This is a genomic window from Streptomyces sp. GSL17-111, assembly GCF_037911585.1.
GTDB lineage: Bacteria > Actinomycetota > Actinomycetes > Streptomycetales > Streptomycetaceae > Streptomyces.
Genome location: NZ_JBAJNS010000001.1, coordinates 856,629 through 878,617, shown reverse-complemented (window position 1 = coordinate 878,617; position 21,989 = coordinate 856,629). Strand labels below are relative to the sequence as shown.

Below are 21,989 nucleotides of genomic sequence, written 5' to 3'. Positions count from 1 at the left end.
CGTCACCCGGCCATCGCGGACCGGGCGTCGGTGAAGGCGGCCACGGCCCGCTCCACGTCCGCGGTGGAGTGCGCCGCCGACAGCTGCACCCGGATGCGGGCCTGGCCCATCGGCACCACCGGGTAGGAGAACCCGATCACGTACACGCCGCGTTCCAGCAGCAGCTCCGCCATTCGCGCCGCCCGCGCCGCGTCCCCGATCATCACCGGCGCGATGGCGTGGTCGCCGGGCAGCAGTTCGAAGCCCTCCTCCGTCATGCGGGTGCGGAACAGTTCGGTGTTGGCGGCCAGCTTCTCCCGCAGGTCACCGGCCGACTCCAGCAGGTCCAGCACCTTCAGCGACGCGGCCGCGATCACCGGCGCCAGCGAGTTGGAGAAGAGGTAGGGGCGCGAACGCTGCCGCAGCAGCGCGACGATCTCCGCCCGCGCCGCGACGTACCCGCCGGACGCGCCCCCCAGCGCCTTGCCCAGCGTGCCGGTGATGAGGTCCACCCGGTCCATGACGCCGTGCAGCTCCGGCGTGCCGCGTCCCTTGGCGCCCACGAAACCGACCGCGTGCGAGTCGTCCACCATGACCATCGCGTCGTACCGGTCGGCCAGGTCGCAGATCTCGGGCAGCGGCGCCACGTAGCCGTCCATCGAGAAGACGCCGTCGGTGACGATGAGCCGCCGCCGCGCGTCCTGCGTCCGCACCAGCTGCTTCTCCAGGTCGGCCATGTCGCGGTTGGCGTAGCGGTGCCGACGGGCCTTGGACAGGCGGATGCCGTCGATGATCGACGCGTGGTTGAGCGCGTCGGAGATCACGGCGTCCTCGGGCCCGAGCAGGGTCTCGAAGACACCGCCGTTCGCGTCGAAGCAGGAGGAGTACAGAATCGTGTCCTCCTGGCCGAGGAACGCCGACAGCCGCCGCTCCAGCTCCTTGTGGACCTCCTGGGTGCCGCAGATGAAGCGCACGGACGCCATGCCGTAGCCCCAGCGGTCCAGCGCCTCCTTCGCCGCCGCGACGACCTCCGGGTGGTCGGCGAGGCCGAGGTAGTTGTTGGCGCAGAAGTTCAGGACCTCGCCCGAGGCCACGGAGACCGTGGCGCTCTGCGGCGTGCCGATGACGCGCTCGGGCTTGTGGAGGCCCGCGTCGCGGATCTCGTCGAGGGTGGCGCGCAGCTCGTCGCGGACGGACGTGTACATGGGAAAGGCTCCTTGGGGAGGGTCAGGCGGTCCAGTCGAGGATGATCTTGCCGCTGCGGGCGGTCGCGGCCTCGTCGAAGGCCGCCTCGAAGTCGCGGTAGGAGTACGAGCCGGTGATCACCGGGCTGAGGTCGAGCCCGCCTTCCAGGAGCACGGTCATCGCGTACCAGGTCTCGAACATCTCGCGGCCGTAGATGCCCTTGATCGTGATCATCGAGGTGACGATCCGCGACCAGTCGACGGCGAACTCCTCCGCCGGCAGCCCCAGCATCGCGATCCGCCCGCCGTGCGTCATGTTCGCGACCATGTCGCGCAGCGCCTCGGGCCGGCCGGACATCTCCATCCCGACGTCGAAGCCCTCGCGCAGCCCCAGCTCCCGCTGCGCCTCACCGATCCCGGTGTGCGCCACGTTGACCGTGAGGGTCGCGCCCGCCTTGCGGGCCAGGTCCAGCCGCGGCCCGCTCACGTCGGTGACCACGACGTTGCGCGCCCCCGCGTGCCGGGCGACCGCCGTCGCCATGACGCCGATCGGCCCCGCGCCCGTGATCAGCACGTCCTCACCGACCACCGGGAACGTCAGCGCCGTGTGCACGGCGTTCCCGAACGGGTCGAAGATCGCCGCCACGTCGAGGTCCACCCGCGTGCGGTGCACCCACACGTTCGACGCCGGCAGCGCCACGTACTCGGCGAACGCCCCGTCCCGGCCGACGCCGAGCCCGACCGTCGCCCGGCACACGTGGCGCCGTCCCGCCAGGCAGTTGCGGCACGTCCCGCACACCAGGTGCCCCTCGCCGCTGACGAGGTCGCCGACCGCCACGTCCCGCACGTCCGCCCCGACCGAGACGACCTCGCCGACGAACTCGTGCCCGAGCACCCGGGGCGTCGCCACCGCCCGCCGCGCCCAGCCGTCCCAGGAGCGGATGTGCAGGTCCGTCCCGCAGATCCCGGTGCGCAGGACCCGGATCAGCACGTCACCGGGACCGGTCTCGGGCTCCGGGACGTCCATGAGCCAGAGGCCGGGCTCGGCCCGGTGCTTGACGAGTGCCTTCATGGGGGCGGCTCCAGCCGGAAGTGGGGGTGATCACGAACGCGCACCAATCTGCGGGACGGCGCCCCACCGCGTCCATCGAGGTTTTCTTAAGCGGCCCGACAGCGCAGCTTCACGCGCTGAACGCCCGGGATGCGGGTACGTTGCGGAAGCGTGAGCCATCCGGACGCCCGCACCACCGACAGCCGCGTGGACGACCCGCTCGACCCGCGCCGCTGGAAGGCCCTCGGCGTCTGCCTGATGGCCGGGTTCATCACCCTCCTCGACGTCTCCATCGTCACCGTCGCCCTGCCCTCGATCCGCACCGGGCTGGACGCCGGGGCGGGCGCCGTCCAGTGGATCGTCGCCGGGTACGCCCTCTCCTTCGGGCTGCTCCTCGTCCCCGCCGGACGGGTGGGTGACGCCCGGGGCCGGCGGCTGCTGTTCATGACCGGGCTGGTGCTCTTCGCCCTGGCCAGCGCCCTGTGCGGGGTCGCGCCGAACCCGGCGTGGCTGGTCGCGGCCCGGCTGCTCCAGGGGCTGGCGGGCGGCATCCTCGCCCCCCAGGTCGCCGCGCTCATCCAGCAGCTCTTCCGGGGCGCCGAACGCGGCCGGGCCTTCGGCATGTACAGCGCGGTGATCGGCGTGTCCACGGCCGTCGGCCCCGTCCTGGGCGGCGTCATCATCGCCGCGTTCGGTGCCGAACAGGGCTGGCGCTGGATCTTCTTCGTCAACCTGCCGGTGTGCCTGGTCGCGGTCGTGCTCGCGGCCCGCTACCTGCCGGGCCCCGAGGACACCGCCCGGCCCTGCGCCCGTGACCTCGACCCCTTCGGCGTCGTCCTGCTCGGCGCGGGCGTCGGCCTGCTGCTCGTCCCGCTCGTGCAGGAGCGGCAGTGGACCGGCCCCGGCAAGTGGCTCCTCGTGCCTGCGGCGTTCGTCTTCCTCGCCCTGTTCGTCCAGTGGGAGCGCCGCCACGCACGCCGCGCCCAACCCCTGGTCGACCTGGGCCTCTTCCGGCTCACGTCCTACACCCTCGGCTCGCTGCTCATGCTCGCCTACTTCGCGGGCTTCACCTCGATCTTCTTCGTCTTCACGCTCTACCTCCAGGCCGGTCTCGGCTACAGCGCCCTGATGGCCGGTCTCTCCGTGACGCCCTTCGCCCTCGGCTCGGCCCTCGCCGCCGTGCTCAGCGGACGCCTGGTCGCCCGCTACGGCCGCACGCTCGTCGTCGTCGCCCTCACCGTCGTGGCCCTCGGCCTGTGCCTGGTGATCGTCGCGGTGGCGGCCGTCCCGCAGCACGCCGTGGGCCTCGCCGTGGCCGGTCCGCTGCTGCTGGCCGGTCTCGGCGGCGGCGCGGTCATCGCCCCCAACCAGACGCTCACCCTGGCCGCCGTCCCGCCCGCGCAGGGCGGCAGCGCCGCAGGCGTGCTGCAGACCGGTCAGCGCATCGGTTCCGCCGTGGGCATCGCCGTCGCGGGCGCCGTGTTCTTCGCCCGCCTGGCGGCGACGGACGACGACTGGGCCGCCGCGTTCCGGTACAGCCTCGGCGTCTCCGTGGGCTTCGTCGTCCTCGCCCTCCTCGTCGCCCTGGTCGACCTGCGCACCCGGCGTCGCCCCGCACCCGGGACGGCGTGACCGGACGGCGTGACCGGACGGTGTCCGGGCCGGTCAGTACAGTTCGACGATCGAGCGGGGGACGACGACGTGCCGGGCGCGGTGCTCGCCGGCGAAGCGGAGCGTCGTGGCGGCCCGCACGTCCTCGTCACCGGCGGCCTTCGCCACCGCCCTGCGGTGGCTCGCGCAGGTGGGGCAGTCCGCGTCCCACTCGGGGAGCTGTTCGGGGTGGTCGGCGGCCATGTGCTCGGCCAGGGCGATCTGTGAGGAGACGACGCTGTCGAACGGGTCGTGGTCCACGTGGGGTTCACCGGTGAGGCGGCTCTCGTGCACCGCCGCCATGGTGTCCTTCATGGCCCGGTACCGTTCCGCGCACTCCTGGCAGGCCCACATCCAGGCGGGCGGCAGGGGCCATGCGTCGTCGGGCCTGATCTGGTCGGCGCTCATGGCGCCACCGTAGTCGGCGGTAGCTGTCCGTGGTTGCGGTTACGGTGATTGCGTCACTGCGGAGCGTGCGCACAGCAGGTTCCGCAGGTTCCGCGCACGACCGGGCGGGGCCGACGCCGTGGGGACGGGGGCCGGTGTGTCAGGGGGCCTGCTGCACATTGCCGTGGGAACGGCTGTGCCATGGAGGTGGCAGGGGGGCGCGTCGCGTCTGGCAGGATGGCCGGGAGTGACGGGGATTCCGTGCGGTGGGTGAAGAGGAATGGTGTCCGTGGCGTCGCAGAGGGCTTTTCAGGTCGGGGCCCCCGGGGAGCGGGCGGGTGTTTTCCGCTACGACGTCCGGGAGGACCGGTGGTGGTGGTCGGACGAGATCTACGCCGTGCACGGCTACGGGCCGGGGGAGGTACCGCCGACCATGGACGTCCTCCTGGCGCACAAGTACGAGGAGGACCGGGCGTACGCCGCCGAGTCGCTCAAGCACTGCCTCGTCAACGGCGAGCCCTTCGGCTGTTACCACCGCATCGTGGACGCGTCCGGTGTGGTCCGTCGCGTGGTGATGACCGGGGACGGTGACGTCGCGGAGGACGGCTCGGTCACGGCGTTGCGCGGATTCTTCGTCGATGTCACCGAGAGTGTCGAGAAGGAGTTGCGGACGGAGGCCGGACGATCCATCGCGACGGCGCGCGCCAGTCAGGAAGAGGTCGACCAGGCGCGCGGCATGCTGATGGCCGTGTACGGCATCGACGCGGACGCCGCCTTCCAGGTGCTGCGGTGTCACTCGCAGCACGCCAACGTCAAACTGAGGGACGTGGCCAACGCCCTGGTCGCGGCGGCGCCCACGCCCGCCGGGGACCCCGCCGGGGGGATGCGGCGGCGCGTGGAACGCGTGTTGTACCCGGAGTCCGGGTGCGGTCCGTGACGGGACGTCCCGTGCTCACGGGTGCGACACGAAGGTGATCTCCGCGGGATCGGGCGGGTTTTTCCTACACTCGCGGAATGCGGATACCGAGTGACGCCCCGGAGGAGGAGTGGGAGGGCCTGGCCGAGGTCGTTCCGCTGCGTGGTGGCTACGAGTGGGGTTCCTGGGCGACCGTGCCGCAACTCCCCGCCCTGGCGGAGGAGAACGGGTCGGAGTCCGGCCATCCCGCCGGACCGGTCGACGCGGCGCGGCAGTTCGTCGTGCTCCGTGTGCAGATCTTCGCGGACGCCCGCGACGTGGCCGAGTACGTGATCGCGGGGGACCCCGTCCTGCTGGACCTCAGCGCGGCCGAGCCCGACGTGGCACGGCGGGTACTGGACTTCGCCAGCGGAACGGTCTTCGGACTGGGCGGGGGCATGCACCGGATCAACACGGACGTCTTCCTCGTCACCCCGCTGGGGACGGAGGTCAGCGACCGCTGACCGGCGGGTGCGGAGCGGGGGCGGGCCGGCCGAAGGGGCGCGGGGGCGCGGGTGGTAGACCGGGGGCATGAGCACCGAGAACGGCCGCGATCTCGCGGCGCGGCAGCGGCGACTGGCCGAGTTCGCCGCCGCCCGCGACTGGGGGCGGTACCACAACCCGAAGAACCTGGCCGCCGCACTCAGCGTCGAGGCGGGCGAGCTCGTGGAGATCTTCCAGTGGCTCACACCTGAGCAGTCGGCGGCGGTGATGGAACGGCCCGAGCAGGCGGCCCGGGTGCGCGATGAGGTCGCCGACGTGCTGGCCTACCTGCTGCAGTTCTGCGAGGTGCTCGGAGTGGACGCGCTCGAAGCCCTCGACGCCAAGATCGAGCGGAACGAGCAGCGCTTCCCCGTGCCCGAGCCCGAGAGGCCCTGATCGGGTGGCTGAGTTGTCCACAACCGCCCAGTAATCCACAGATTCCCGAGGGTCCTGGCGAGCCTGCCGCGCAGCCGTCACGGTGGGTTCCGGCGACGCGTCACGTGGTGACGCTCGACGCTGCGAGGGCTCACGGAGAGGACAGATGGATGCGGTACGGCTCGTCGGTGCCAGTCGGTCGGCGCTCACCCGGTGCGGGGACGGCGCGCAGATCGTGGTGGAGGCGTGGCAGGTCCAGGCGCTCGCTCAGGCCGTGGGGCGGCTGCTGGCGGGCAGTGGCCCGCCCCAGGCCCGGGCGGCGGCCGGTGCCCTCGCCGAGGCGGGGGTCCGCCTGCGGTGCCTCCCCGGTTGCCCCGCCGAGATCCGGGCCGCGCGCCTCACCGAAGTCCGCGACCCGCGCCGCGCTCTCGGCGCTCTCGGCGGCCTGTTGGCGGAGTTGTGCGCCGCGTTGGTCGAGGTGGCGGCCGGAGCGGAGGACGAGACGCTGTACGGGCACTGTCTGGACGCCCTGGACGCGGCGGGGGAGGTGGCCGATCGCGCGACCGCGCTCCTGGAGTGCCTGGCCTGACCCGGTGCGGGCAGCCGCGTCGAGGGGGGTGAACGACTCCGGGAGCCGGGTGCGTCCACCGCCGCGGAGGGTGGGTCGGACGTTCGGTGGGGTCTTCGGTCGGGTGGTGCGCGGCGTGCGTTCCGCGCGCTCCCTTCCCCCGGCGCGGCAGTATGGAGGGCATGGATCTTCGCATCTTCACCGAGCCCCAGCAGGGGGCGAGCTACGAGACGCTGCTGCGCGTGGCCAGGGCCACCGAGGAGCTCGGCTTCGACGCCTTCTTCCGGTCGGACCACTACCTGGCCATGGGGGACGCGGACGGGCTCCCCGGACCGACCGACGCCTGGATCACCCTCGCCGGGCTGGCCCGCGAGACCAGCCGGATCCGCCTGGGCACCCTGATGACGGCGGGCACCTTCCGGCTGCCGGGTGTGCTCGCGATCCAGGTCGCCCAGGTGGACGCCATGTCCGGAGGGCGGGTGGAGTTCGGGCTCGGGGCGGGCTGGTTCGAGGCCGAACACACCGCCTACGGCATTCCGTTCCCCCAGGAGAAGCTCGGCCGGCTGGAGGAGCAGCTGGCCGTGGTCACCGGCATGTGGAACACACCGCCCGGCCGGACCTTCGACTTCGACGGGAGGTTCTACCGGCTCCAGGAGTGCCCCGCGTTGCCCAAGCCGGCCCAGGAGCGCGTCCCGGTCCTCGTCGGCGGGCTCGGCCCCACCCGGACGCCCCGCATCGCGGCGCGCTACGCCGACGAGTTCAACGTCCCCTTCGCCTCCGTCGAGGACAGCGACCGGCAGTTCGGGCGGGTCCGGGCCGCAGCGGCGGAGCAGGGCCGGCGCCCCGAGGAGCTGGTGTACTCCAACGCCCTGGTGGCCTGTGTCGGCAAGGACGACGCCGAGGTCGCCCGGCGCGCCGCCGCCATCGGGCGGGAGGTGCCCGAGCTGCGGGAGAACGGACTGGCCGGCTCCCCGGCGGAGGTCGTGGACAAGATCGGCCGGTATGCCGAGATCGGTGCCTCGCGCGTCTACCTCCAGGTGCTCGACCTGGACGATCTGGACCACCTGGAGCTGATCTCCTCCCAGGTCCAGTCCCAGCTGCCGTGACCCGGCCCGTGCGCCCGCTGGCGGAGGCGCTGGCCCGCGAGACGCTCGTCCTGGACGGCGGTCTGTCCAACCAGCTCGCCGACCAGGGGTGCGACCTCGACGACGCGCTGTGGTCCGCGCGGCTGTTGGTCGACGCCCCGCAGGAGCTGGCGCGTGCGCACGCCGCCTACGTCGCGGCGGGCGCGCGGGTCCTGATCACCGGGAGCTACCAGGCGTCCTTCGAGGGCTTCGCCCGGCGGGGCGTCACCGGGGAGGCGGCGGCCCGACTCTTCGCGCGCAGTGTGGCCGTCGCCCGCGAGGCGGCCGGGGAGCGTCCGGTGTGGGTGGCCGCCTCGGTCGGGCCGTACGGCGCGGTGCTCGCCGACGGGAGCGAGTACCGGGGCCGGTACGGGCTCACGACACACGAACTGGTCCGCTTCCACCGGTCGCGGATCGAGGCGCTGGCGGCGGCCGGGCCGGACGTCCTCGCGCTGGAGACGGTGCCCGACGTGCGCGAGGCGGAGGCCCTGCTGCGCGCGGCGGAGGGCTGCGGGCTGCCCGTGTGGCTGAGCTACACCGTGCGGGGGGAGGCGACGCGGGCCGGGCAGCCGCTGCCGGACGCGTTCGCGGTGGCGTCGGGCAACGACCAGGTGGCCGCCGTCGGGGTCAACTGCTGTGCACCGGCGGACGTGGCCTTCGCGGTGGCGGCTGCGGCCGAGGCCACGGGGAAGCCGGTCGTCGCCTACCCCAACAGCGGGGAGCGCTGGAGTCAGGCACGCGGTGGGTGGGAGGGACCGGCCTCCTACGATCCGCGGCTGGCCGTGCACTGGCGGGCGGCGGGGGCCCGGCTCGTCGGCGGCTGCTGCCGGGTCGGCCCGGACCGCATCGCCCGACTCGCCCCCGTCCTCGCGCGGTAGCGGACCGGTACCCGGGGCTGGTGCCCGTCCCCCCGTGCGGGGGAGGGCCGGACCGTTCTCCGGTCCGACGACGGGCGGGTTCACCACCGACAGCATGGAGGCATGCGCGACGACCAGCACCTGACCACTTTCCCGGCCCACACGGTCGCCCGCCCGACGGTGGCGGACGACGCCCCGGTCCCCGCGCCGCGGTGGGCGGTGGTGGCGGCGCACCTCGTTCCCCTCACCGTCCTGCCCTCCGGGGTGTGGCGCGTCGCGATGGCGCTCGGCGTCCCCGTCGGCTACAGCGACGCGGTGCTGCGTTCCCAGTACGACGCGCCGGGCCTGGGGTCGGTCACCATCATCGGGATCAGCGTCGTGGCCGAGGTCCTCGCCTTGCTCACGCTGGGCCTGGTCCGCCCCTGGGGCGAGCGGGTGCCGGGGTGGGTGCCGTTCGTCGGCGGCCGTCGCATACCGCCGTGGGCCGTCCTCGTCCCGGCCGCGCTCGGTGCGCTGGTGCTGACGTCGGTGCTGACCGGTCAGGCGTTGCTGTGGAACAGCGTGGGGCACGGCGCCATCTCCGCCGAGGGGCGTGCGGTGCTGGGATGGTGCTATCTGCCCCTGCTGGCCTGGGGCCCGCTGCTGGCCGCCGTCACCGTCTCCTACCACCGCAGGCGTCGATCGGGCCGCCGAGCGGCCTGGTGCGGGGGCGGGGGCGGGGTCATGGCGGGAAACGTCCGTCGTTCGCTGGGCACGGGGCACCGGCCTCGGGAAGGATGAGCGCATGGGATTCCACGTCGACTCCGAGGCCGGGCGGCTCCGCCGCGTCATCCTGCACCGCCCCGGGCTGGAGCTCAAAAGGCTCACCCCCTCCAACAAGGACGACCTCCTCTTCGACGACGTCCTGTGGGTGCGCCGGGCGCGTCAGGAGCACGACATGTTCGCCGACGTCCTGCGCGAACGGGGCGTCGAGGTGCACCTCTTCGGTGATCTGCTGACGGAGAGCCTGGACCTGCCGACGGCCCGTGCGCTGGTCCTGGAGCGCGTCTTCGACGAGAAGGAGTTCGGCCCGCTGGCCGCCGACCACCTGCGGGCGGCCTACGACGAGCTGCCCTCGGCGGAGCTGGCCCGCGTCCTGGTGGGCGGTGAGACCAAACGGGAGTTCCTGGAGCGGCACGCGGAACCCATGTCCGTGCGCTTCCACATCATGGCCCCGGACGACTTCCTGCTCAGCCCGCTGCCCAACCACCTGTTCACCCGCGACACCTCGGCCTGGATCTACGACGGGGTGGCCATAAACGCCATGCGCTGGCCCGCCCGGCAGCGCGAGACCGTGCACTTCGAGGCGATCTACCAGCACCACCCGCTGTTCACCGGGGCGGAGTTCGCCTTCTGGTCGCGCGGGGAGAGCACCCACCCCTCGACGATCGAGGGCGGCGACGTCCTCGTCATCGGCAACGGCGCGGTCCTGGTGGGGATGAGCGAGCGCACCACCCCGCAAGCGGTCGAGATGCTCGCCAAGGTGCTGTTCGAGTCGGGCTCGGCCCGCACCATCGTGGCGCTCGACATGCCGAAGGCCCGTTCCTTCATGCACCTGGACACCGTGATGACGATGATCGACGGGGACACCTTCACCCAGTACGCGGGGCTGGGCATGCTGCCGTCCTACACGATCGAGCCGGCGGCCGACGGGGACGAGCTGAAGGTGACCGGCCACGCGCCGGAGCACATGCACCACGCGATCGCCGCCGCCCTCGGTCTGGACGCGATCCGGGTGCTCACCGCCGTGCAGGACGTGCGGTCGGCCGAGCGGGAGCAGTGGGACGACGGCTGCAACGTGCTGGCGGTCGAGCCCGGCGTCGTCGTGGCCTACGAGCGCAACGTCACGACCAACACGCACCTGCGCAAGGAGGGCATCGAGGTGCTGGAGATCCCCGGGAGCGAGCTCGGCCGGGGGCGCGGCGGGCCGCGGTGCATGAGCTGCCCGGTGCACCGCGATCCGGTCGGCTGAGGGGCCGCCCGGAGAGCGGCTGCATAGAGATACGATGTCGCGTATATAGTTTCAGTACGTATCGGTTACGCGACCCAGGAGCCCATCCTCATGGCGACAGATCTCACCGGCCGCCACTTCCTCAAGGAGCTGGACTTCACTCCCGAGGAGTTCCGTCACCTGATCCGGCTCGCCGCCGAGCTCAAGGCCGCCAAGAAGCTGGGCACCGAGACGCCTCGGCTGCGGGGGCGCAACATCGCGCTCGTCTTCGAGAAGACGTCCACCCGCACCCGCTGTGCCTTCGAGGTCGCGGCGGCCGATCAGGGTGCGGCGACGACGTTCCTGGACCCCTCCGCGTCCCAGATCGGCCACAAGGAGTCCGTGAAGGACACCGCCCGCGTCCTGGGCCGGATGTTCGACGCCGTCCAGTACCGGGGCAGCGGCCAGGAGGTCGTCGAGGAGTTGGCGGCCCATGCCGGCGTCCCGGTGTACAACGGCCTCACCGACACGTGGCACCCCACCCAGATGCTGGCCGACGTGCTCACGATGACCGAGCACTGCGACAAGCCCCTGAGCGAGGTCGCCTACGCCTACCTCGGGGACGCCCGCTCCAACATGGGCAACTCGTACCTGGTCACCGGTGCGCTGCTGGGTATGGACGTCCGCATCGCCGCTCCCCGCGCGCTGTGGCCGCACCAGGACGTCGTCGAGCGGGCCCGGGAGCTGGCGCGGGACACGGGTGCCCGGGTGACCCTGTCCGAGGAGGTCGCCGACGCGGTGCACGGCGCGGACTTCGTGGCGACGGACGTGTGGGTCTCGATGGGCGAGCCCAAGGGCGTCTGGGACGAGCGCATCGGCCTGCTGTCGCCCTACGCCGTCACGATGGAGGTACTGCGGGCCACGGAGAACCCGCAGGTCAGGTTCCTGCACTGCCTGCCCGCCTTCCACGATCTCGGGACGGCCGTCGGCCGTGAGATCCACGCGCGCCACGGGCTGTCGGCCCTGGAGGTGACGGACGAGGTGTTCGAGTCCGAGCACTCCGTCGTCTTCGACGAGGCGGAGAACCGGATGCACACGATCAAGGCGGTGCTCGTCGCCACGCTGGCCGGCGGTTGACGGCTCCGAGGTGCGCCGGGGCCGACCGCGTCTATCGCACCCTCGTGACGACAGTCAGAAACCGGTGATACGTTCGTGTCATGAGCCCGTTCACCGGTTCCGCTCGCAGCACCGACCAGTGGCACCACCTCGACGTCGAACGGGACGACGGCGTCGTGACCGTGACCCTGAACCGTCCCCACCGGCTCAACGCCCTCACGTTCGCGGCCTACGCCGACCTCCGCGACCTGCTGGCGGAGCTGACACGGGAGCGCTCCGCCCGGGCCCTGGTCCTCGGCGGCCGGGGGAGGAGCTTCTGCTCCGGCGGTGACGTGGAGGAGATCATCGGCGCCACCCTCGGCGCCGACACCGCCCGGCTCCTCGACTTCAACCGCATGACCGGGCAGGTCGTGCGGGCGATCCGGGAGGCGCCCTTCCCCGTCGTCGCGGCCCTGCACGGCGCCGCCGCCGGGGCGGGTGCCGTGCTCGCGCTCGCCGCGGACTTCCGCGTCGCCGACCCCAGCACCCGCTTCTCGTTCCTGTTCACCCGCGTCGGCCTCTCCGGCGGGGACATGGGCGCCGCCTACCTCCTGCCGCGCGTCGTCGGCCTGGGGCACGCCACCCGTCTCCTCATGCTCGGTGACCCCGTCCCCGCCGACGAGGCCGAACGCATCGGCCTCATCAGCAGGTTGACGCGCGACGGTGACGCCGACACGGCGGCCGGGGCACTCGCCCGCCGGCTGGCCGACGGCCCCGCCCTCGCCTACGCCCAGACGAAGGCGCTGCTCACCGCCGAGCTGGACCTGCCGCTGGCGGCGGCCGTCGAGATGGACGCCGCCACCCAGGCCCTGCTCATGCACAGCGCCGACTACGCCGAGTTCCACGCCGCCTTCACCGGGAAGAGGCCCCCCGTATGGCAGGGCAGGTAGCGCACCGCGTCGCCGTCGTCGGCGGGGGCCCCGGCGGGCTCTACGCGGCGGCGCTGCTCAAGCGCCTCGACCCGGCCCGCCGCGTCACCGTCTTCGAACGCAACGCGCCCGAGGACACCTTCGGCTTCGGCGTCGTCCTCTCGGACGAGACGCTGGGCGGCATCGAGGAGGCCGATCCCGTCGTCCACGCCGCCCTGCGTGAGCGCTTCGTGCGCTGGGACACCATCGACGTCGTCCACCGCGGCCGCACCCTGACCTCCGGTGGGCACGGGTTCGCCGCCCTCGGCCGCCGCGCACTGCTCTCCGTGCTGCACGCGCGCTGCCGGGAGCTCGGCGTCGACCTGCGCTTCTCCGCCGAGGCCCCGCCCGCGGGCGAACTCGCCGACACACACGACCTGGTGGTCGCCGCCGACGGCGTGCACAGCACCATCCGCGAGGCCGGGCGGGACGCGTTCGGCCCGCACCTGACCGCGCACCGCTGCCGCTACATCTGGCTCGCGGCCGACGTCGCCTTCACGGCCTTCCGTTTCGAGATCGCCGAGACGCCCCACGGCGTCATGCAGCTGCACGGCTACCCGTACGCACCCGACCGCTCCACCGTCATCGTCGAGATGCGCGAGGAGGTGTGGCGGGACGCCGGGTTCGCGGGCCTGGACGAGGCCGCCTCGGCGCGGCGTTGCGCGCGGATCTTCGCCGACGCGCTCGGCGGCCGGCCCCTGCGCGGCAACGCCTCGCGGTGGACGCGCTTTCGCACCGTGGTCAACGAGCGCTGGTACCACGGCCGGACCGTCCTGCTCGGCGACGCCGCCCACACCGCGCACTTCTCCATCGGCTCGGGCACCAAACTCGCCGTCGAGGACGCCCTCGCCCTCGCCGCCTGCCTGCGCGAACAGCCCTCCGTCCCCGAGGCGCTGGCCGCCTACGAGGCGGAGCGGCGGCCCGTCGTGCAGTCGGTGCAGCGGGCCGCCCGCGCCAGCCTGGAGTGGTTCGAGGATGTGGCCGGGTACGTGCACCAGCCGCCGCGGCGGTTCGCGTTCAACCTGCTCACGCGCAGCCGTCGCGTCACCCACGGCAACCTGCGGTTGCGCGACGCGGCCTTCACGGACGCCGTCGCCGGGGAGGCCGGGTTCCCGCCGGGCACCCCGCCCATGTTCACCCCGTTCACCCTGGGGGGAGTCCGCCTGCGCAACCGCGTGGTCGTCTCGCCCATGGACATGTACGTGGCACGCGACGGTGTCCCGGGCGACTTCCACCTCGTCCACCTCGGCGCCCGGGCGCTCGGCGGCGCCGGCCTGGTGATGACCGAGATGGTGTGCGTCAGCCCCGAGGGGCGCATCACCCCGGGCTGCGCCGGGCTGTGGAACGACGCCCAGGAGGACGGCTGGCGCCGCGTCACCGACTTCGTGCGGGCACAGTCGCCCACGGCGGCCGTCGGCGTCCAGCTCGGCCACGCGGGCCGCAAGGGGTCCACGCGGGTGATGTGGGAGGGCATCGACCAGCCGCTCGCGGAGGGCAACTGGCCGCTCGTCGCGCCCTCCGCCCTGCCCTACCTCGACGGAGTCAGCCAACGGCCCAGGGAGTTGACGCGCGCGGACCTGGTCCGGCTGCGCGGGCGGTTCGCCGGCGCGGCCCGCCGCGCCGCCCGCGCCGGCTTCGACGTCCTGGAGCTGCACTGCGCGCACGGCTACCTGCTCTCCAGCTTCCTCTCCCCGCTCACCAACCACCGCACCGACGCCTACGGCGGCGACCTCGCGGCCCGGCTGCGGTTCCCGTTGGAGGTCTTCGACGCCGTGCGGGAGCAGTGGCCGGCCGCCCGGGCCCTGACCGTACGGATCTCCGCGACCGACTGGGCCCCGGGCGGCACGACGTCCGAGGACGCGCTCGGCATCGCCGCCGCCTTCCGCGACCACGGCGCCGACGCCATCGACGTCTCCACGGGCCAGGTCGTCCCGTACGAACGCCCCGACCACGGCCGCTCCTACCAGACGCCGTACGCGGACCGCATCCGCAACACCCTCGGCCTGCCCGTCATCGCCGTCGGTGCCCTCTCCTCCTGGGACGACGTGAACTCCCTCGTCCTGGCCGGCCGGGCGGACCTGTGCGCGCTGGCCCGTCCGCACCTGTACGACCCGCACTGGACGCTGCACGCCGCCGCCGAGCAGGGCTACAGCGGCCCCGGCGCCCCCTGGCCCGCGCCCTACCGCGCGGGCAGCCGCATCCCGCCGACCGGGCGGACGGACGCGCCCCGCCCGAGGCTCGCCCTCTGAGGCCGGTCAGACGTCCCGGCCTCCGGTCCCGTCCCCGTGCGCGTCGCCGTTCCCGGGACCGTCCCCGGGACCGTCCGCACCTTCGTCCCACCAGTGGTCCGACTCCTCGCGGCGGTTGGCCACGACGGCCGCCACCGGGGGAATGAGCGCGGCCACCACGCACATGCCGACGGCCAGCGGTACGGAGAACAGCCGCACGAAGGCCCAGGCGCTGACGAAGAGCGCCAGGCACACCGCCATCAGCGCGAAGTAGCGTCGCTCCCGTCGTGGCTGCGTCCCGGTGGGGACGCCGCCCGGGGGCCTGCGGTCGGGCATGCCTCCAGGCTACGCCCGGCGCCCCCGGCCGCGCCCGGACGTCAGGCGAGCTGCTCGCGCACGAACTCGGCCCCCCGGTCCCGCAGCCGTTCGTGCAGCCCGGCGAAGACGGCGGCGGAGCGCTCGCCGGGCCAGTCGGCGGGCAGCAGCGACGGGGGCAGGCCGGGGTCGGCGTAGGGCAACTGCCGCCAGGCGTCCAGGGCCGCCAGGTAGTCGCGGTACGCCTCGACGGGCGAGGGACGGCCCGCCAGGGGGGACCAGGTGTCCAGCACCGGCTCGTGGGCGCCGAGGAAAGCGTGGTGGAGCGCGGCGAGCGCGTCGAGGTCCCACCAGCGGGCGACGGTGCGTGCGGTGGGGGCGAAGCCCGCGTGGGTGCCGAGGAAGAGGTCGACGTACCCGTCCAGGTCCAGCCGCCGCAGGGTGTGCCGGGTCTCCTCCGCCAGGTGGGAGGGCGCGATCCAGACCCCGGGCGCCGCGTGGCCGAAGCCGAGCCGGGCCAGCCGGGAGCGCAGCAGATGGCGTTTGGTGCGCTCGCTCTCCGGCACCGAGAAGACGGCGAGGAGCCACTGCCCGTCCGGTCGCGGACGTCGGTAGATCCGCCGGTCGCCGTCCTCCAGGAGCTGCCGGGCGGCGGCGGAGGGCGCGTAGCCCGCGGTCTTGCTCCCGGCGTCGGCGACCGTCAGCAGCCCGCGCCGCTTGAGCCGGGAGACCGCCGAGCGCACGGCGGGGCCGTCCACGTCGAGCGGCGCCAGCAGGCGGATGAGCGCCGCGACGGGGACGCGGGCCTCGGGAGCGAGGTCGCGGCCGTAGGCGCCGTAGAAGGTGAGGATGAGCGATCCGGGTGTGTGCTGCTCTGCCACGCCCGTCACTCTAAGGGCCGTGGCACCCGGGTTACCCGTCGGTCGCGGCGGGGCCGGGCCCGCGCAGCCGGTACCGCTGGAGCTTTCCGGTCGGGGTGCGGGGGAGGGCGGCGGTGAACACGACGGCACGCGGGCACTTGTAGGGCGTCAGCTCCGTGCGGGCGAAGGCCCGCAGGCCCTCCGCCGTCGCGGCCGTCGCCGGGACCCCCTCGCGCAGGACGACGTGGGCGACCGCGATCTGCCCGCGCCGCTCGTCGGGCCGCCCGACGACGGCCACCTCGGCGACGTCCGGGTGGCGCAGCAGCGCGTCCTCGACCTCCGGTCCGGCGATGTTGTAGCCGGCGGACACGATCATGTCGTCGGCGCGCGCGACGTACCGGTAGGAGCCGTCGGGCTCCCGCACGTAGGTGTCGCCCGTGAGGTTCCAGCCCGCCCGCACGTAGGCGCGCTGCCGGTCGTCGGCGAGGTAGCGGCAGCCGACGGGGCCCCGGACGGCGAGCAGGCCCGGCTCGCCGTCCGGCACCGGCAGGCCGTCGGGGCCCTGGACCTGTGCCTGAAAGCCCGGTACGGGCACGCCCGTCACCCCGGGGCGGGCGGCCTCGTCGGCGGCCGAGAGGAAGATGTGGAGCATCTCCGTGGCGCCGATGCCGTTGATCAGCCGCAGCCCGGTCGCGCGCTCCCAGGCGGTCCAGGTGACGGCCGGGAGGTTCTCGCCGGCGGACACGCAGCGCCGCAGCGAGGAGACGTCCCGGCCGTCGAGCCGCTCCAGGAGCGCCCGGTAGCCGGTCGGGGCCGTGAACAGCACGCTCACGCGGTGCCGTTCGACGGCCTCCAGCATCTGCTGCGGGCCGCTCCACTGCTCCAGCACGGCGGAGGCCCCGGCCCGTAGGGGGAAGACGAGGAGCCCGCCGAGCCCGAAGGTGAAGCCGAGTGGGGGAGAGCCCGCGAAGACGTCGTCCGGCTCGGGGCGCAGGACGTGCGCGGAGAAGGTGTCGGCGACGGCGAGCACGTCGCGATGGAAGTGGACGCAGCCCTTGGGACGGCCCGTGGTGCCGGAGGTGAAGGCGATGAGGGCGACGTCGTCGGCGGCGGTGTCGACGGCCCGGTACGGCGCGGGGTGCGCCGCCCCCAGCCGGCGCAGCTCGTCCTCCTCGCCGCCGAAGGTGGTCAGCCGCAGCCCGGTGACCTCCGCGCCGACCAGTTCCTCCAGCGCCGAGACGTCGCACAGGGCGTGTCCGATCCGGGCCAGCTCGCAGACCGTCCGCAACTCGGCGCGGCGCTGCGCCGCCAGCACCGTGACGGCGACCGCCCCGGCCTTGAGCACGGCGAGCCAGCAGGCCGCCAGACGCGGCGAGTTCGGCCCGCGCAGCAGGACCCGGTTCCCGGGCACCACGCCGAGGTCGGCGGTGAGCACGTGGGCGATGCGGTCCACCTCGGCGCGGAGCTCGCCGTAGGTGAAGCGCGGTCCCCGGGCGTCGTGCAGGGCGGTTCGGTCCTCGCCCAGCCGCCGGGCGGTGGCGTCCAGCAGCTCGGTGGCGCAGTTGAGCCGCTCGGGGTAGCGGGGGCCGGGGCCGTCGAGGAGGAGTACGGGCCACTGTCCGGCCGGTGGCAGGTGGTCGCGGGCGAAGGTGTCCACGTGGGCGGACCGGCTCAGCTCCATGGCGGGATCTCCCCTTGGGCGTACCGAAGAAATGGGGTGGTTCCTGGCATGCCGTGTGCGGTTGAGCGTAGCGTGATGGTGACGACAGTCAACAGATCGCAATACACGACCCGGAGGAGCCGGATGCCGCAGTTCGCCCTGGAACCCGAGCAGACGGCGCGCTGCGCCGAACTCCGCGCCCTCGCCGCCGGAACGCTGCGGCCGCTCGCCGAACGCGGCACCCCCGGTACCGTCAACCGGCCACTCCTCGCCGCCCTCGGCGACCTCGGACTCCTGAGCCGCCTCTTCCCGGTCCGCGCCCTCGAACTGTGCCTCCTGCGCGAGTCCCTGGCCCACGGCTGCACCGAGGCGGAGACGGCCCTCGCCCTCCAGGGACTCGGCGCCTACCCGATGGTGCTGGCCGGCAGCGCCGCCCAACGCGACCGCTGGCTGCCCGAGGTCGCCGCCGGGCGCGCCGTCGCCGCCTTCGCCCTGTCCGAGCCGGACGCCGGGTCCGACGCAGCGGCCCTCTCGCTGCGGGCCCGGCCGGACGGCGCGGGCTGGCGCCTGACCGGCACCAAGACATGGATCTCCAACGCCCCCGGCGCCGACCTCCTGACCGTCTTCGCGCGTACGGGCGAAGACGCCGGAGCCCGGGGCGTCACCGCCTTCCTCCTCGCCGCCGACCGGCCGGGGCTCTCGGTGACACCGCTCGACATGCTCTCTCCGCACCCCATCGGCACCCTGGAGTTCGACGGCGTCCCCGTCGGCCGCGAGGACCTCCTCGGCGACGTCGGAGGCGGCTTCACCCTCGCCATGCGCACCCTCAACCTCCTGAGGCCCAGCGTCGGCGCCTTCGCCGTGGGCATGGCCCAGGCCGCGCTGGACGCCTCGCTCGCCCACGCCGACGAGCGCCGGGCCTTCGGCGGACGGCTGCGCGCCCTCCAGGCGGTGAGCCACCAACTGGCCGAGATGGCGACCCGGGTGGAGGCCGCCCGGCTCCTCGTCCACGCCGCCGCGGCGGCCTGCGACCGGGGCGCGCCCGACGTCGCGGCCCGCTCCGCGATGGCGAAGCTGTTCGCCACCGAGACCGCCCAGTACGTCGTCGACACCGCCGTCCAGATCCACGGTGCCCGCGCCCTCCAGCGCGGGCACCTCCTCGAACACCTCTACCGGGAGGTGCGCGCCCCCCGCATCTACGAGGGGGCCACCGAGGTCCAGCGCACGATCATCGCGAAGGAGCTGTACCGGTGACCCTGCACCGCCTCAACCCCGCCGGGCTCGCCCGCCCCTCCGGCTTCAGCCACGCCGTCGTCGCCACCGGTTCCCGCCTGGTGATGCTCGCCGGGCAGACGGCGCTCGACGGCCAGGGGCGCGTCATACCCGGCGGGCTGCCCGAACAGTTCGAGCGGGCCCTGGCGAACCTGCTGACCGCCCTCCGCGCGGCCGGCGGCACCCCGGCCGACCTCGCCCGCGTCACCGTCTACACCACCGACGTCCCCGCCTATCGCGCGCACGCGGCCGCCCTCGGTGGCCTGTGGCGCGCCCACGCGGGCCGCGACTACCCGGCGATGGCCCTCATCGGCGTCGCCCGGCTGTGGGACGAGGAGGCCCTCGTCGAGCTCGACGGCCTGGCCCTCCTCCCCTGAGCCGGGCTGGTGCCCGCGCGGATGCCGCGACCGGTACGCGCGACATCACCGAGCATGCTCGGGCCCTCACCACCGTCGTCACCGCACTGTCCCCCTCCTCGACGACGGGCTCCCCGCCCCTCCCCGCCGAGCGTCCCGGGGCCACCGAGCGGGGCGTCCCGGCGTCCCCGGACCCGCCCGATCGGCGACCCCGCCGTGGTAACTCTCCCGGGCCAGTCGCACCTGGTGCCCCTCGGGCACAGGTCAGGGAATACCGGTGGGAATCCGGAACTGACGCGCAGCGGTGAGGGCGACGGGCGTGGCATCGAAGGTGTCGAGAAGGTCGCGGAAGCGCTGCGCACCCACGGTTTCACCCCGTGAGCGGTTCTGAGGCGGCCACGGCTGGGAAGGCACGGGTGCGCCGGGCCCCGGTGGCCGGTTCCTCCGGCGCGGCACGGCGCTGGGGCGGCGCCCTCGCCCGGACGGCGGGGCTCGCCGCGCTCTGCGCGTCCGTCGCCGTGGCCATCACGATCGGTCCTGCGGACATCGGCGTACGGGACGTCTGGTCGTACTGCGACCGGGTCGCCGTCCTGAGTCGCGGCCGGACGGTGGCCTGCGGCAGTCCCCGGGAGGTGCTCACGGAAAGCCTCATCGCCGACGTCTACGGGGTGCGGGCGGCCGTCACCCTCGACGGTCCCGGGCTCCGCCCACATCCGCTTCCTGGGCACGCTCCGAGGGTCCTGAGTCCTCAGCGAGACGGAAGCGAGGGAAAGGACACCGGAAATGTGCAGGGGTGCGCAGGGGGATATCGACGGCCCCGGGAGGGGCGATTTTTCGCCTTTCCCGGTGAGCTGCTCAGGGGGTTCCCCGGTATCATCCGCGCCGCGCGTCCCCGCTGCCCGGGCGGGCCCCGGGGGCGTGCACGGCGCTCGGATTCGTGCGGGAGCAAACACGGCGAACTCCTCCCGGAGCGGCCGACGGCGGGTCCGCTTCATCTGATCTGCCGGGCTTGTCCGGTCGCTCCCGGCGGGTGGACCAGTCGGTGCGTCGGATCCACCTGACCACCGGAAACGTCGCTCAGGGGTAGGAACCGGGCTCACGGGGTAATGACGCGCGTATATTCCTTTGGGGCCCGCCGCTGCCGAAGGTGCGTACAGGGTTCGGTCCGGAACGCCGGCGGACGGGGGGCTCGGCGAAGTGGGAGGTGTGGGCCGTTCCATGGTCATCCGCATATGGTTCAACTACTTGTCTCCTTTCAGTATGTTGACCCGACGCATCGTCGGGAGCACGCTGGCCGGGGCGGCCGTGGAGGTCCGGTGGTTACCGCACGAGGGGGGAGTCCTGCGCCAGGGGCCGCTGCCGCCCTCGGGTCTCGTCTGGGAGTTCGGGGTGCGCCGCCTGGCGAGCAGGCTGGGCCAGGAGGTGGGCGCGTCAGCGCCCAGACCGACCAGCGGACGACTGGCCCTGCGCGGCTATCAGTACGCCTGTGACCAGGGACTGGGGGAGAACTACAGCGACCACGTCTACGCCGCCTACTTCTCCGAGGGGCGTGACATCGGGGCGCTGGGGCAACTGGTGGGGGCGGCCGAACGGGCGGGACTGGAGCCCGAGGCCTTCCGAAGAGCCGTCACCTCTCAGCACTACGCCCAGCGGCACCGGGCGGCACTGCGGGAGGGGCGCCACGTCACGGTCGTGCCGACGCTGGTCTGCGGCCGGCACCGGATCGAGGGGGTGCCCACGGAGGCCCAGATGGACCGCCTGACCGCCGACGCGGGCTCCGCGCGGGTGCTGCGGCCGTGAGAGCGGACGGCACACCGACGGGGGTCAGTTGCCCCGACCGGCCGTCGTCGGCTCTCCCGCCTCGTCGATGTGGGCGAGCGTCGTGTTGAGCGCCTGCAGGAGGTGCGCCGCCGTGCCGCAGGGCAGCCGGGCGAGGAGGCGGGCATGGCACTCCGTGACCGTCTCGGCCACGACACGCGTCAACTCCGCGCCTTCGGGGGTGAGATGGACCCAGTTGCTCCGGCCGTCGCGGGTGTTCGCCTCGCGGTTGACGAAACCCGACCGGGCGAGGCGCTGAATGATGTTGCTCGTTCCCCCGGACGACAGCCCGCAGGTGGCCGCCAGTGACGTCGGCCGCAGGCGGTGGTCCTGGGCTCTCAGCAGGGCCCTGAGGATGTCGGCCTCCGCACGGGTGAGTCCCACGCGGGCCGCTGCCGCGGCGGTCGCGGAGCTCAGCAGCTGGCCCAGCCGATCCACCTGGTGGGCGAGCAGGGCGGGGTTCACCGTGAAGTCGTCCGAAGGCGCCATTCAGCGTTCTCCTTCTGCTTCTGGAGCCTCTGCTCCCCGGGCCGGTCCGCGCAGCGACGAGCGAAGGCTCGATGCGGGGGCGCGAAGCCGAAGAGGGGGCTGTCTGAATCCCACTCCGTGGTGAAGGCGGCCCCCGGCGCCCTTGCTTGAGCAAGTGTAAAAGGCAACGTTCGCCGACGGGGTGGGCCCTGGCAATATTGGCCAGTTGATTCCGTGGAGCGCGTGATATTAGCATGTCGATGTACCTTTCTGGAAAGCTTTTTGAGGTGCGGTCGCACGGTTCTGCTCATGGCCCGACATCTCTCCACGCGTGACCAACCGTGTGATGCGCGCAGTTGGCCACCTC

23 protein-coding genes are annotated in these 21,989 nt (G+C 73.4%); 15 read left to right on the top strand and 8 right to left on the bottom strand.

The window, feature by feature from the left end:
* Positions 1-2: 2 nt before the first annotated feature.
* Positions 3-1,184: a glycine C-acetyltransferase gene (locus V6D49_RS03640; protein ID WP_340557055.1), complete on the bottom strand. Its 1,182-nt coding sequence runs from the start codon at positions 1,182-1,184 to the stop codon at positions 3-5.
* 22 nt (positions 1,185-1,206) lie between these two features.
* Positions 1,207-2,235, bottom strand: coding sequence for an L-threonine 3-dehydrogenase (gene tdh / locus V6D49_RS03635; protein WP_340557053.1), 1,029 nt, complete (start codon positions 2,233-2,235; stop codon positions 1,207-1,209).
* A gap of 129 nt (positions 2,236-2,364) precedes the next feature.
* On the opposite strand from tdh, the gene V6D49_RS03630 reads away from it, so the two are divergent.
* On the top strand, positions 2,365-3,846 hold the full coding sequence (locus V6D49_RS03630) for an MFS transporter (protein ID WP_445330457.1): 1,482 nt from the start codon (positions 2,365-2,367) through the stop codon (positions 3,844-3,846).
* Positions 3,847-3,879: 33 nt separating this feature from the next.
* On the opposite strand, the gene V6D49_RS03625 is transcribed toward V6D49_RS03630, so the two are convergent.
* Positions 3,880-4,272 (bottom strand): hypothetical protein, encoded by a 393-nt coding sequence (locus tag V6D49_RS03625; protein ID WP_340557049.1) that lies wholly within the window; start codon positions 4,270-4,272, stop codon positions 3,880-3,882.
* Between the two features lie 268 nt (positions 4,273-4,540).
* Here V6D49_RS03625 and V6D49_RS03620 point away from each other — a divergent pair, with 268 nt between their 5' ends.
* From V6D49_RS03620 to V6D49_RS03570, 11 genes are all read left to right on the top strand, one after another.
* Entirely contained in the window at positions 4,541-5,188 is a 648-nt protein-coding gene (locus V6D49_RS03620) for a PAS and ANTAR domain-containing protein (RefSeq protein WP_340557047.1), read from the top strand.
* A 77-nt stretch (positions 5,189-5,265) separates the two neighbouring features.
* Positions 5,266-5,670: a cell division protein SepF gene (locus tag V6D49_RS03615; protein WP_340557045.1), complete on the top strand. Its 405-nt coding sequence runs from the start codon at positions 5,266-5,268 to the stop codon at positions 5,668-5,670.
* A 67-nt stretch (positions 5,671-5,737) separates the two neighbouring features.
* Positions 5,738-6,085, top strand: a complete 348-nt coding sequence (locus tag V6D49_RS03610) for a nucleotide pyrophosphohydrolase (RefSeq protein ID WP_340557044.1) — start codon at positions 5,738-5,740, stop codon at positions 6,083-6,085.
* Positions 6,086-6,230: 145 nt separating this feature from the next.
* Entirely contained in the window at positions 6,231-6,653 is a 423-nt protein-coding gene (locus V6D49_RS03605; RefSeq protein WP_340557042.1) for a DUF6099 family protein, read from the top strand.
* 161 nt (positions 6,654-6,814) lie between these two features.
* Positions 6,815-7,738, top strand: coding sequence for an LLM class F420-dependent oxidoreductase (locus V6D49_RS03600; protein ID WP_340557040.1), 924 nt, complete (start codon positions 6,815-6,817; stop codon positions 7,736-7,738).
* Entirely contained in the window at positions 7,735-8,634 is a 900-nt protein-coding gene (gene mmuM, locus V6D49_RS03595; RefSeq protein WP_340557038.1) for a homocysteine S-methyltransferase, read from the top strand. The genes V6D49_RS03600 and mmuM overlap by 4 nt, the downstream gene beginning before the upstream one ends.
* A 102-nt stretch (positions 8,635-8,736) precedes the next feature.
* Positions 8,737-9,393: a hypothetical protein gene (locus V6D49_RS03590; RefSeq protein ID WP_340557036.1), complete on the top strand. Its 657-nt coding sequence runs from the start codon at positions 8,737-8,739 to the stop codon at positions 9,391-9,393.
* A gap of 4 nt (positions 9,394-9,397) precedes the next feature.
* Positions 9,398-10,624: an arginine deiminase gene (locus V6D49_RS03585; protein WP_340557035.1), complete on the top strand. Its 1,227-nt coding sequence runs from the start codon at positions 9,398-9,400 to the stop codon at positions 10,622-10,624.
* Between the two features lie 90 nt (positions 10,625-10,714).
* Positions 10,715-11,719, top strand: coding sequence for an ornithine carbamoyltransferase (gene argF / locus V6D49_RS03580; protein ID WP_340557034.1), 1,005 nt, complete (start codon positions 10,715-10,717; stop codon positions 11,717-11,719).
* Positions 11,720-11,799: 80 nt separating this feature from the next.
* Positions 11,800-12,627: an enoyl-CoA hydratase family protein gene (locus V6D49_RS03575; RefSeq protein ID WP_340557033.1), complete on the top strand. Its 828-nt coding sequence runs from the start codon at positions 11,800-11,802 to the stop codon at positions 12,625-12,627.
* A complete protein-coding gene (locus V6D49_RS03570) occupies positions 12,612-14,894 on the top strand; it encodes a bifunctional salicylyl-CoA 5-hydroxylase/oxidoreductase (RefSeq protein WP_340557032.1) in 2,283 nt (760 codons plus the stop codon). The genes V6D49_RS03575 and V6D49_RS03570 overlap by 16 nt, the downstream gene beginning before the upstream one ends.
* A 6-nt stretch (positions 14,895-14,900) precedes the next feature.
* Here the strand turns inward: V6D49_RS03570 and V6D49_RS03565 are convergent, their stop codons facing one another.
* From V6D49_RS03565 to V6D49_RS03555, 3 genes are read right to left on the bottom strand one after another with little or no spacing between them, the layout of a single operon-like run.
* Positions 14,901-15,209, bottom strand: coding sequence for a DUF3099 domain-containing protein (locus V6D49_RS03565; protein WP_340557030.1), 309 nt, complete (start codon positions 15,207-15,209; stop codon positions 14,901-14,903).
* Between the two features lie 41 nt (positions 15,210-15,250).
* The gene (locus V6D49_RS03560) at positions 15,251-16,069 is read right to left on the bottom strand and encodes a PaaX family transcriptional regulator (RefSeq protein ID WP_340557029.1); all 819 of its coding nucleotides are present in this window, start codon (positions 16,067-16,069) and stop codon (positions 15,251-15,253) included.
* A 31-nt stretch (positions 16,070-16,100) separates the two neighbouring features.
* Entirely contained in the window at positions 16,101-17,729 is a 1,629-nt protein-coding gene (locus V6D49_RS03555) for an AMP-binding protein (RefSeq protein ID WP_340557028.1), read from the bottom strand.
* 123 nt (positions 17,730-17,852) lie between these two features.
* On the opposite strand from V6D49_RS03555, the gene V6D49_RS03550 reads away from it, so the two are divergent.
* On the top strand, positions 17,853-18,962 hold the full coding sequence (locus tag V6D49_RS03550; RefSeq protein WP_340557026.1) for an acyl-CoA dehydrogenase family protein: 1,110 nt from the start codon (positions 17,853-17,855) through the stop codon (positions 18,960-18,962).
* A complete protein-coding gene (locus V6D49_RS03545) occupies positions 18,959-19,357 on the top strand; it encodes a RidA family protein (protein WP_340557024.1) in 399 nt (132 codons plus the stop codon). The genes V6D49_RS03550 and V6D49_RS03545 overlap by 4 nt, the downstream gene beginning before the upstream one ends.
* A 349-nt stretch (positions 19,358-19,706) precedes the next feature.
* On the opposite strand, the gene V6D49_RS26175 is transcribed toward V6D49_RS03545, so the two are convergent.
* Positions 19,707-19,976 carry a hypothetical protein gene (locus tag V6D49_RS26175; RefSeq protein WP_445330456.1) on the bottom strand — a complete coding sequence of 90 codons (270 nt, stop codon included), beginning with the start codon at positions 19,974-19,976 and terminating at the stop codon, positions 19,707-19,709.
* A gap of 578 nt (positions 19,977-20,554) precedes the next feature.
* Here V6D49_RS26175 and V6D49_RS03535 point away from each other — a divergent pair.
* On the top strand, positions 20,555-21,136 hold the full coding sequence (locus V6D49_RS03535) for a DsbA family oxidoreductase (protein ID WP_340557022.1): 582 nt from the start codon (positions 20,555-20,557) through the stop codon (positions 21,134-21,136).
* 24 nt (positions 21,137-21,160) lie between these two features.
* On the opposite strand, the gene V6D49_RS03530 is transcribed toward V6D49_RS03535, so the two are convergent.
* A complete protein-coding gene (locus V6D49_RS03530; RefSeq protein WP_340557020.1) occupies positions 21,161-21,643 on the bottom strand; it encodes a MarR family winged helix-turn-helix transcriptional regulator in 483 nt (160 codons plus the stop codon).
* Positions 21,644-21,989: the final 346 nt, after the last annotated feature.

What these genes read in the sequence shown, in the direction of transcription:
- V6D49_RS03640 (WP_340557055.1), bottom strand. Translation starts at nt 1,184, where the DNA reads ATGTACACGTCCGTCCGCGACGAGCTGCGCGCCACCCTCGACGAGATC.
- tdh (WP_340557053.1), bottom strand. Translation starts at nt 2,235, where the DNA reads ATGAAGGCACTCGTCAAGCACCGGGCCGAGCCCGGCCTCTGGCTCATG.
- V6D49_RS03630 (WP_445330457.1), top strand. Translation starts at nt 2,365, where the DNA reads ATGCGGGTACGTTGCGGAAGCGTGAGCCATCCGGACGCCCGCACCACC.
- V6D49_RS03625 (WP_340557049.1), bottom strand. Translation starts at nt 4,272, where the DNA reads ATGAGCGCCGACCAGATCAGGCCCGACGACGCATGGCCCCTGCCGCCC.
- V6D49_RS03615 (WP_340557045.1), top strand. Translation starts at nt 5,266, where the DNA reads ATGCGGATACCGAGTGACGCCCCGGAGGAGGAGTGGGAGGGCCTGGCC.
- V6D49_RS03610 (WP_340557044.1), top strand. Translation starts at nt 5,738, where the DNA reads ATGAGCACCGAGAACGGCCGCGATCTCGCGGCGCGGCAGCGGCGACTG.
- V6D49_RS03605 (WP_340557042.1), top strand. Translation starts at nt 6,231, where the DNA reads ATGGATGCGGTACGGCTCGTCGGTGCCAGTCGGTCGGCGCTCACCCGG.
- V6D49_RS03600 (WP_340557040.1), top strand. Translation starts at nt 6,815, where the DNA reads ATGGATCTTCGCATCTTCACCGAGCCCCAGCAGGGGGCGAGCTACGAG.
- V6D49_RS03590 (WP_340557036.1), top strand. Translation starts at nt 8,737, where the DNA reads ATGCGCGACGACCAGCACCTGACCACTTTCCCGGCCCACACGGTCGCC.
- V6D49_RS03585 (WP_340557035.1), top strand. Translation starts at nt 9,398, where the DNA reads ATGGGATTCCACGTCGACTCCGAGGCCGGGCGGCTCCGCCGCGTCATC.
- argF (WP_340557034.1), top strand. Translation starts at nt 10,715, where the DNA reads ATGGCGACAGATCTCACCGGCCGCCACTTCCTCAAGGAGCTGGACTTC.
- V6D49_RS03575 (WP_340557033.1), top strand. Translation starts at nt 11,800, where the DNA reads ATGAGCCCGTTCACCGGTTCCGCTCGCAGCACCGACCAGTGGCACCAC.
- V6D49_RS03570 (WP_340557032.1), top strand. Translation starts at nt 12,612, where the DNA reads ATGGCAGGGCAGGTAGCGCACCGCGTCGCCGTCGTCGGCGGGGGCCCC.
- V6D49_RS03565 (WP_340557030.1), bottom strand. Translation starts at nt 15,209, where the DNA reads ATGCCCGACCGCAGGCCCCCGGGCGGCGTCCCCACCGGGACGCAGCCA.
- V6D49_RS03555 (WP_340557028.1), bottom strand. Translation starts at nt 17,729, where the DNA reads ATGGAGCTGAGCCGGTCCGCCCACGTGGACACCTTCGCCCGCGACCAC.
- V6D49_RS03550 (WP_340557026.1), top strand. Translation starts at nt 17,853, where the DNA reads ATGCCGCAGTTCGCCCTGGAACCCGAGCAGACGGCGCGCTGCGCCGAA.
- V6D49_RS03535 (WP_340557022.1), top strand. Translation starts at nt 20,555, where the DNA reads ATGGTCATCCGCATATGGTTCAACTACTTGTCTCCTTTCAGTATGTTG.
- V6D49_RS03530 (WP_340557020.1), bottom strand. Translation starts at nt 21,643, where the DNA reads ATGGCGCCTTCGGACGACTTCACGGTGAACCCCGCCCTGCTCGCCCAC.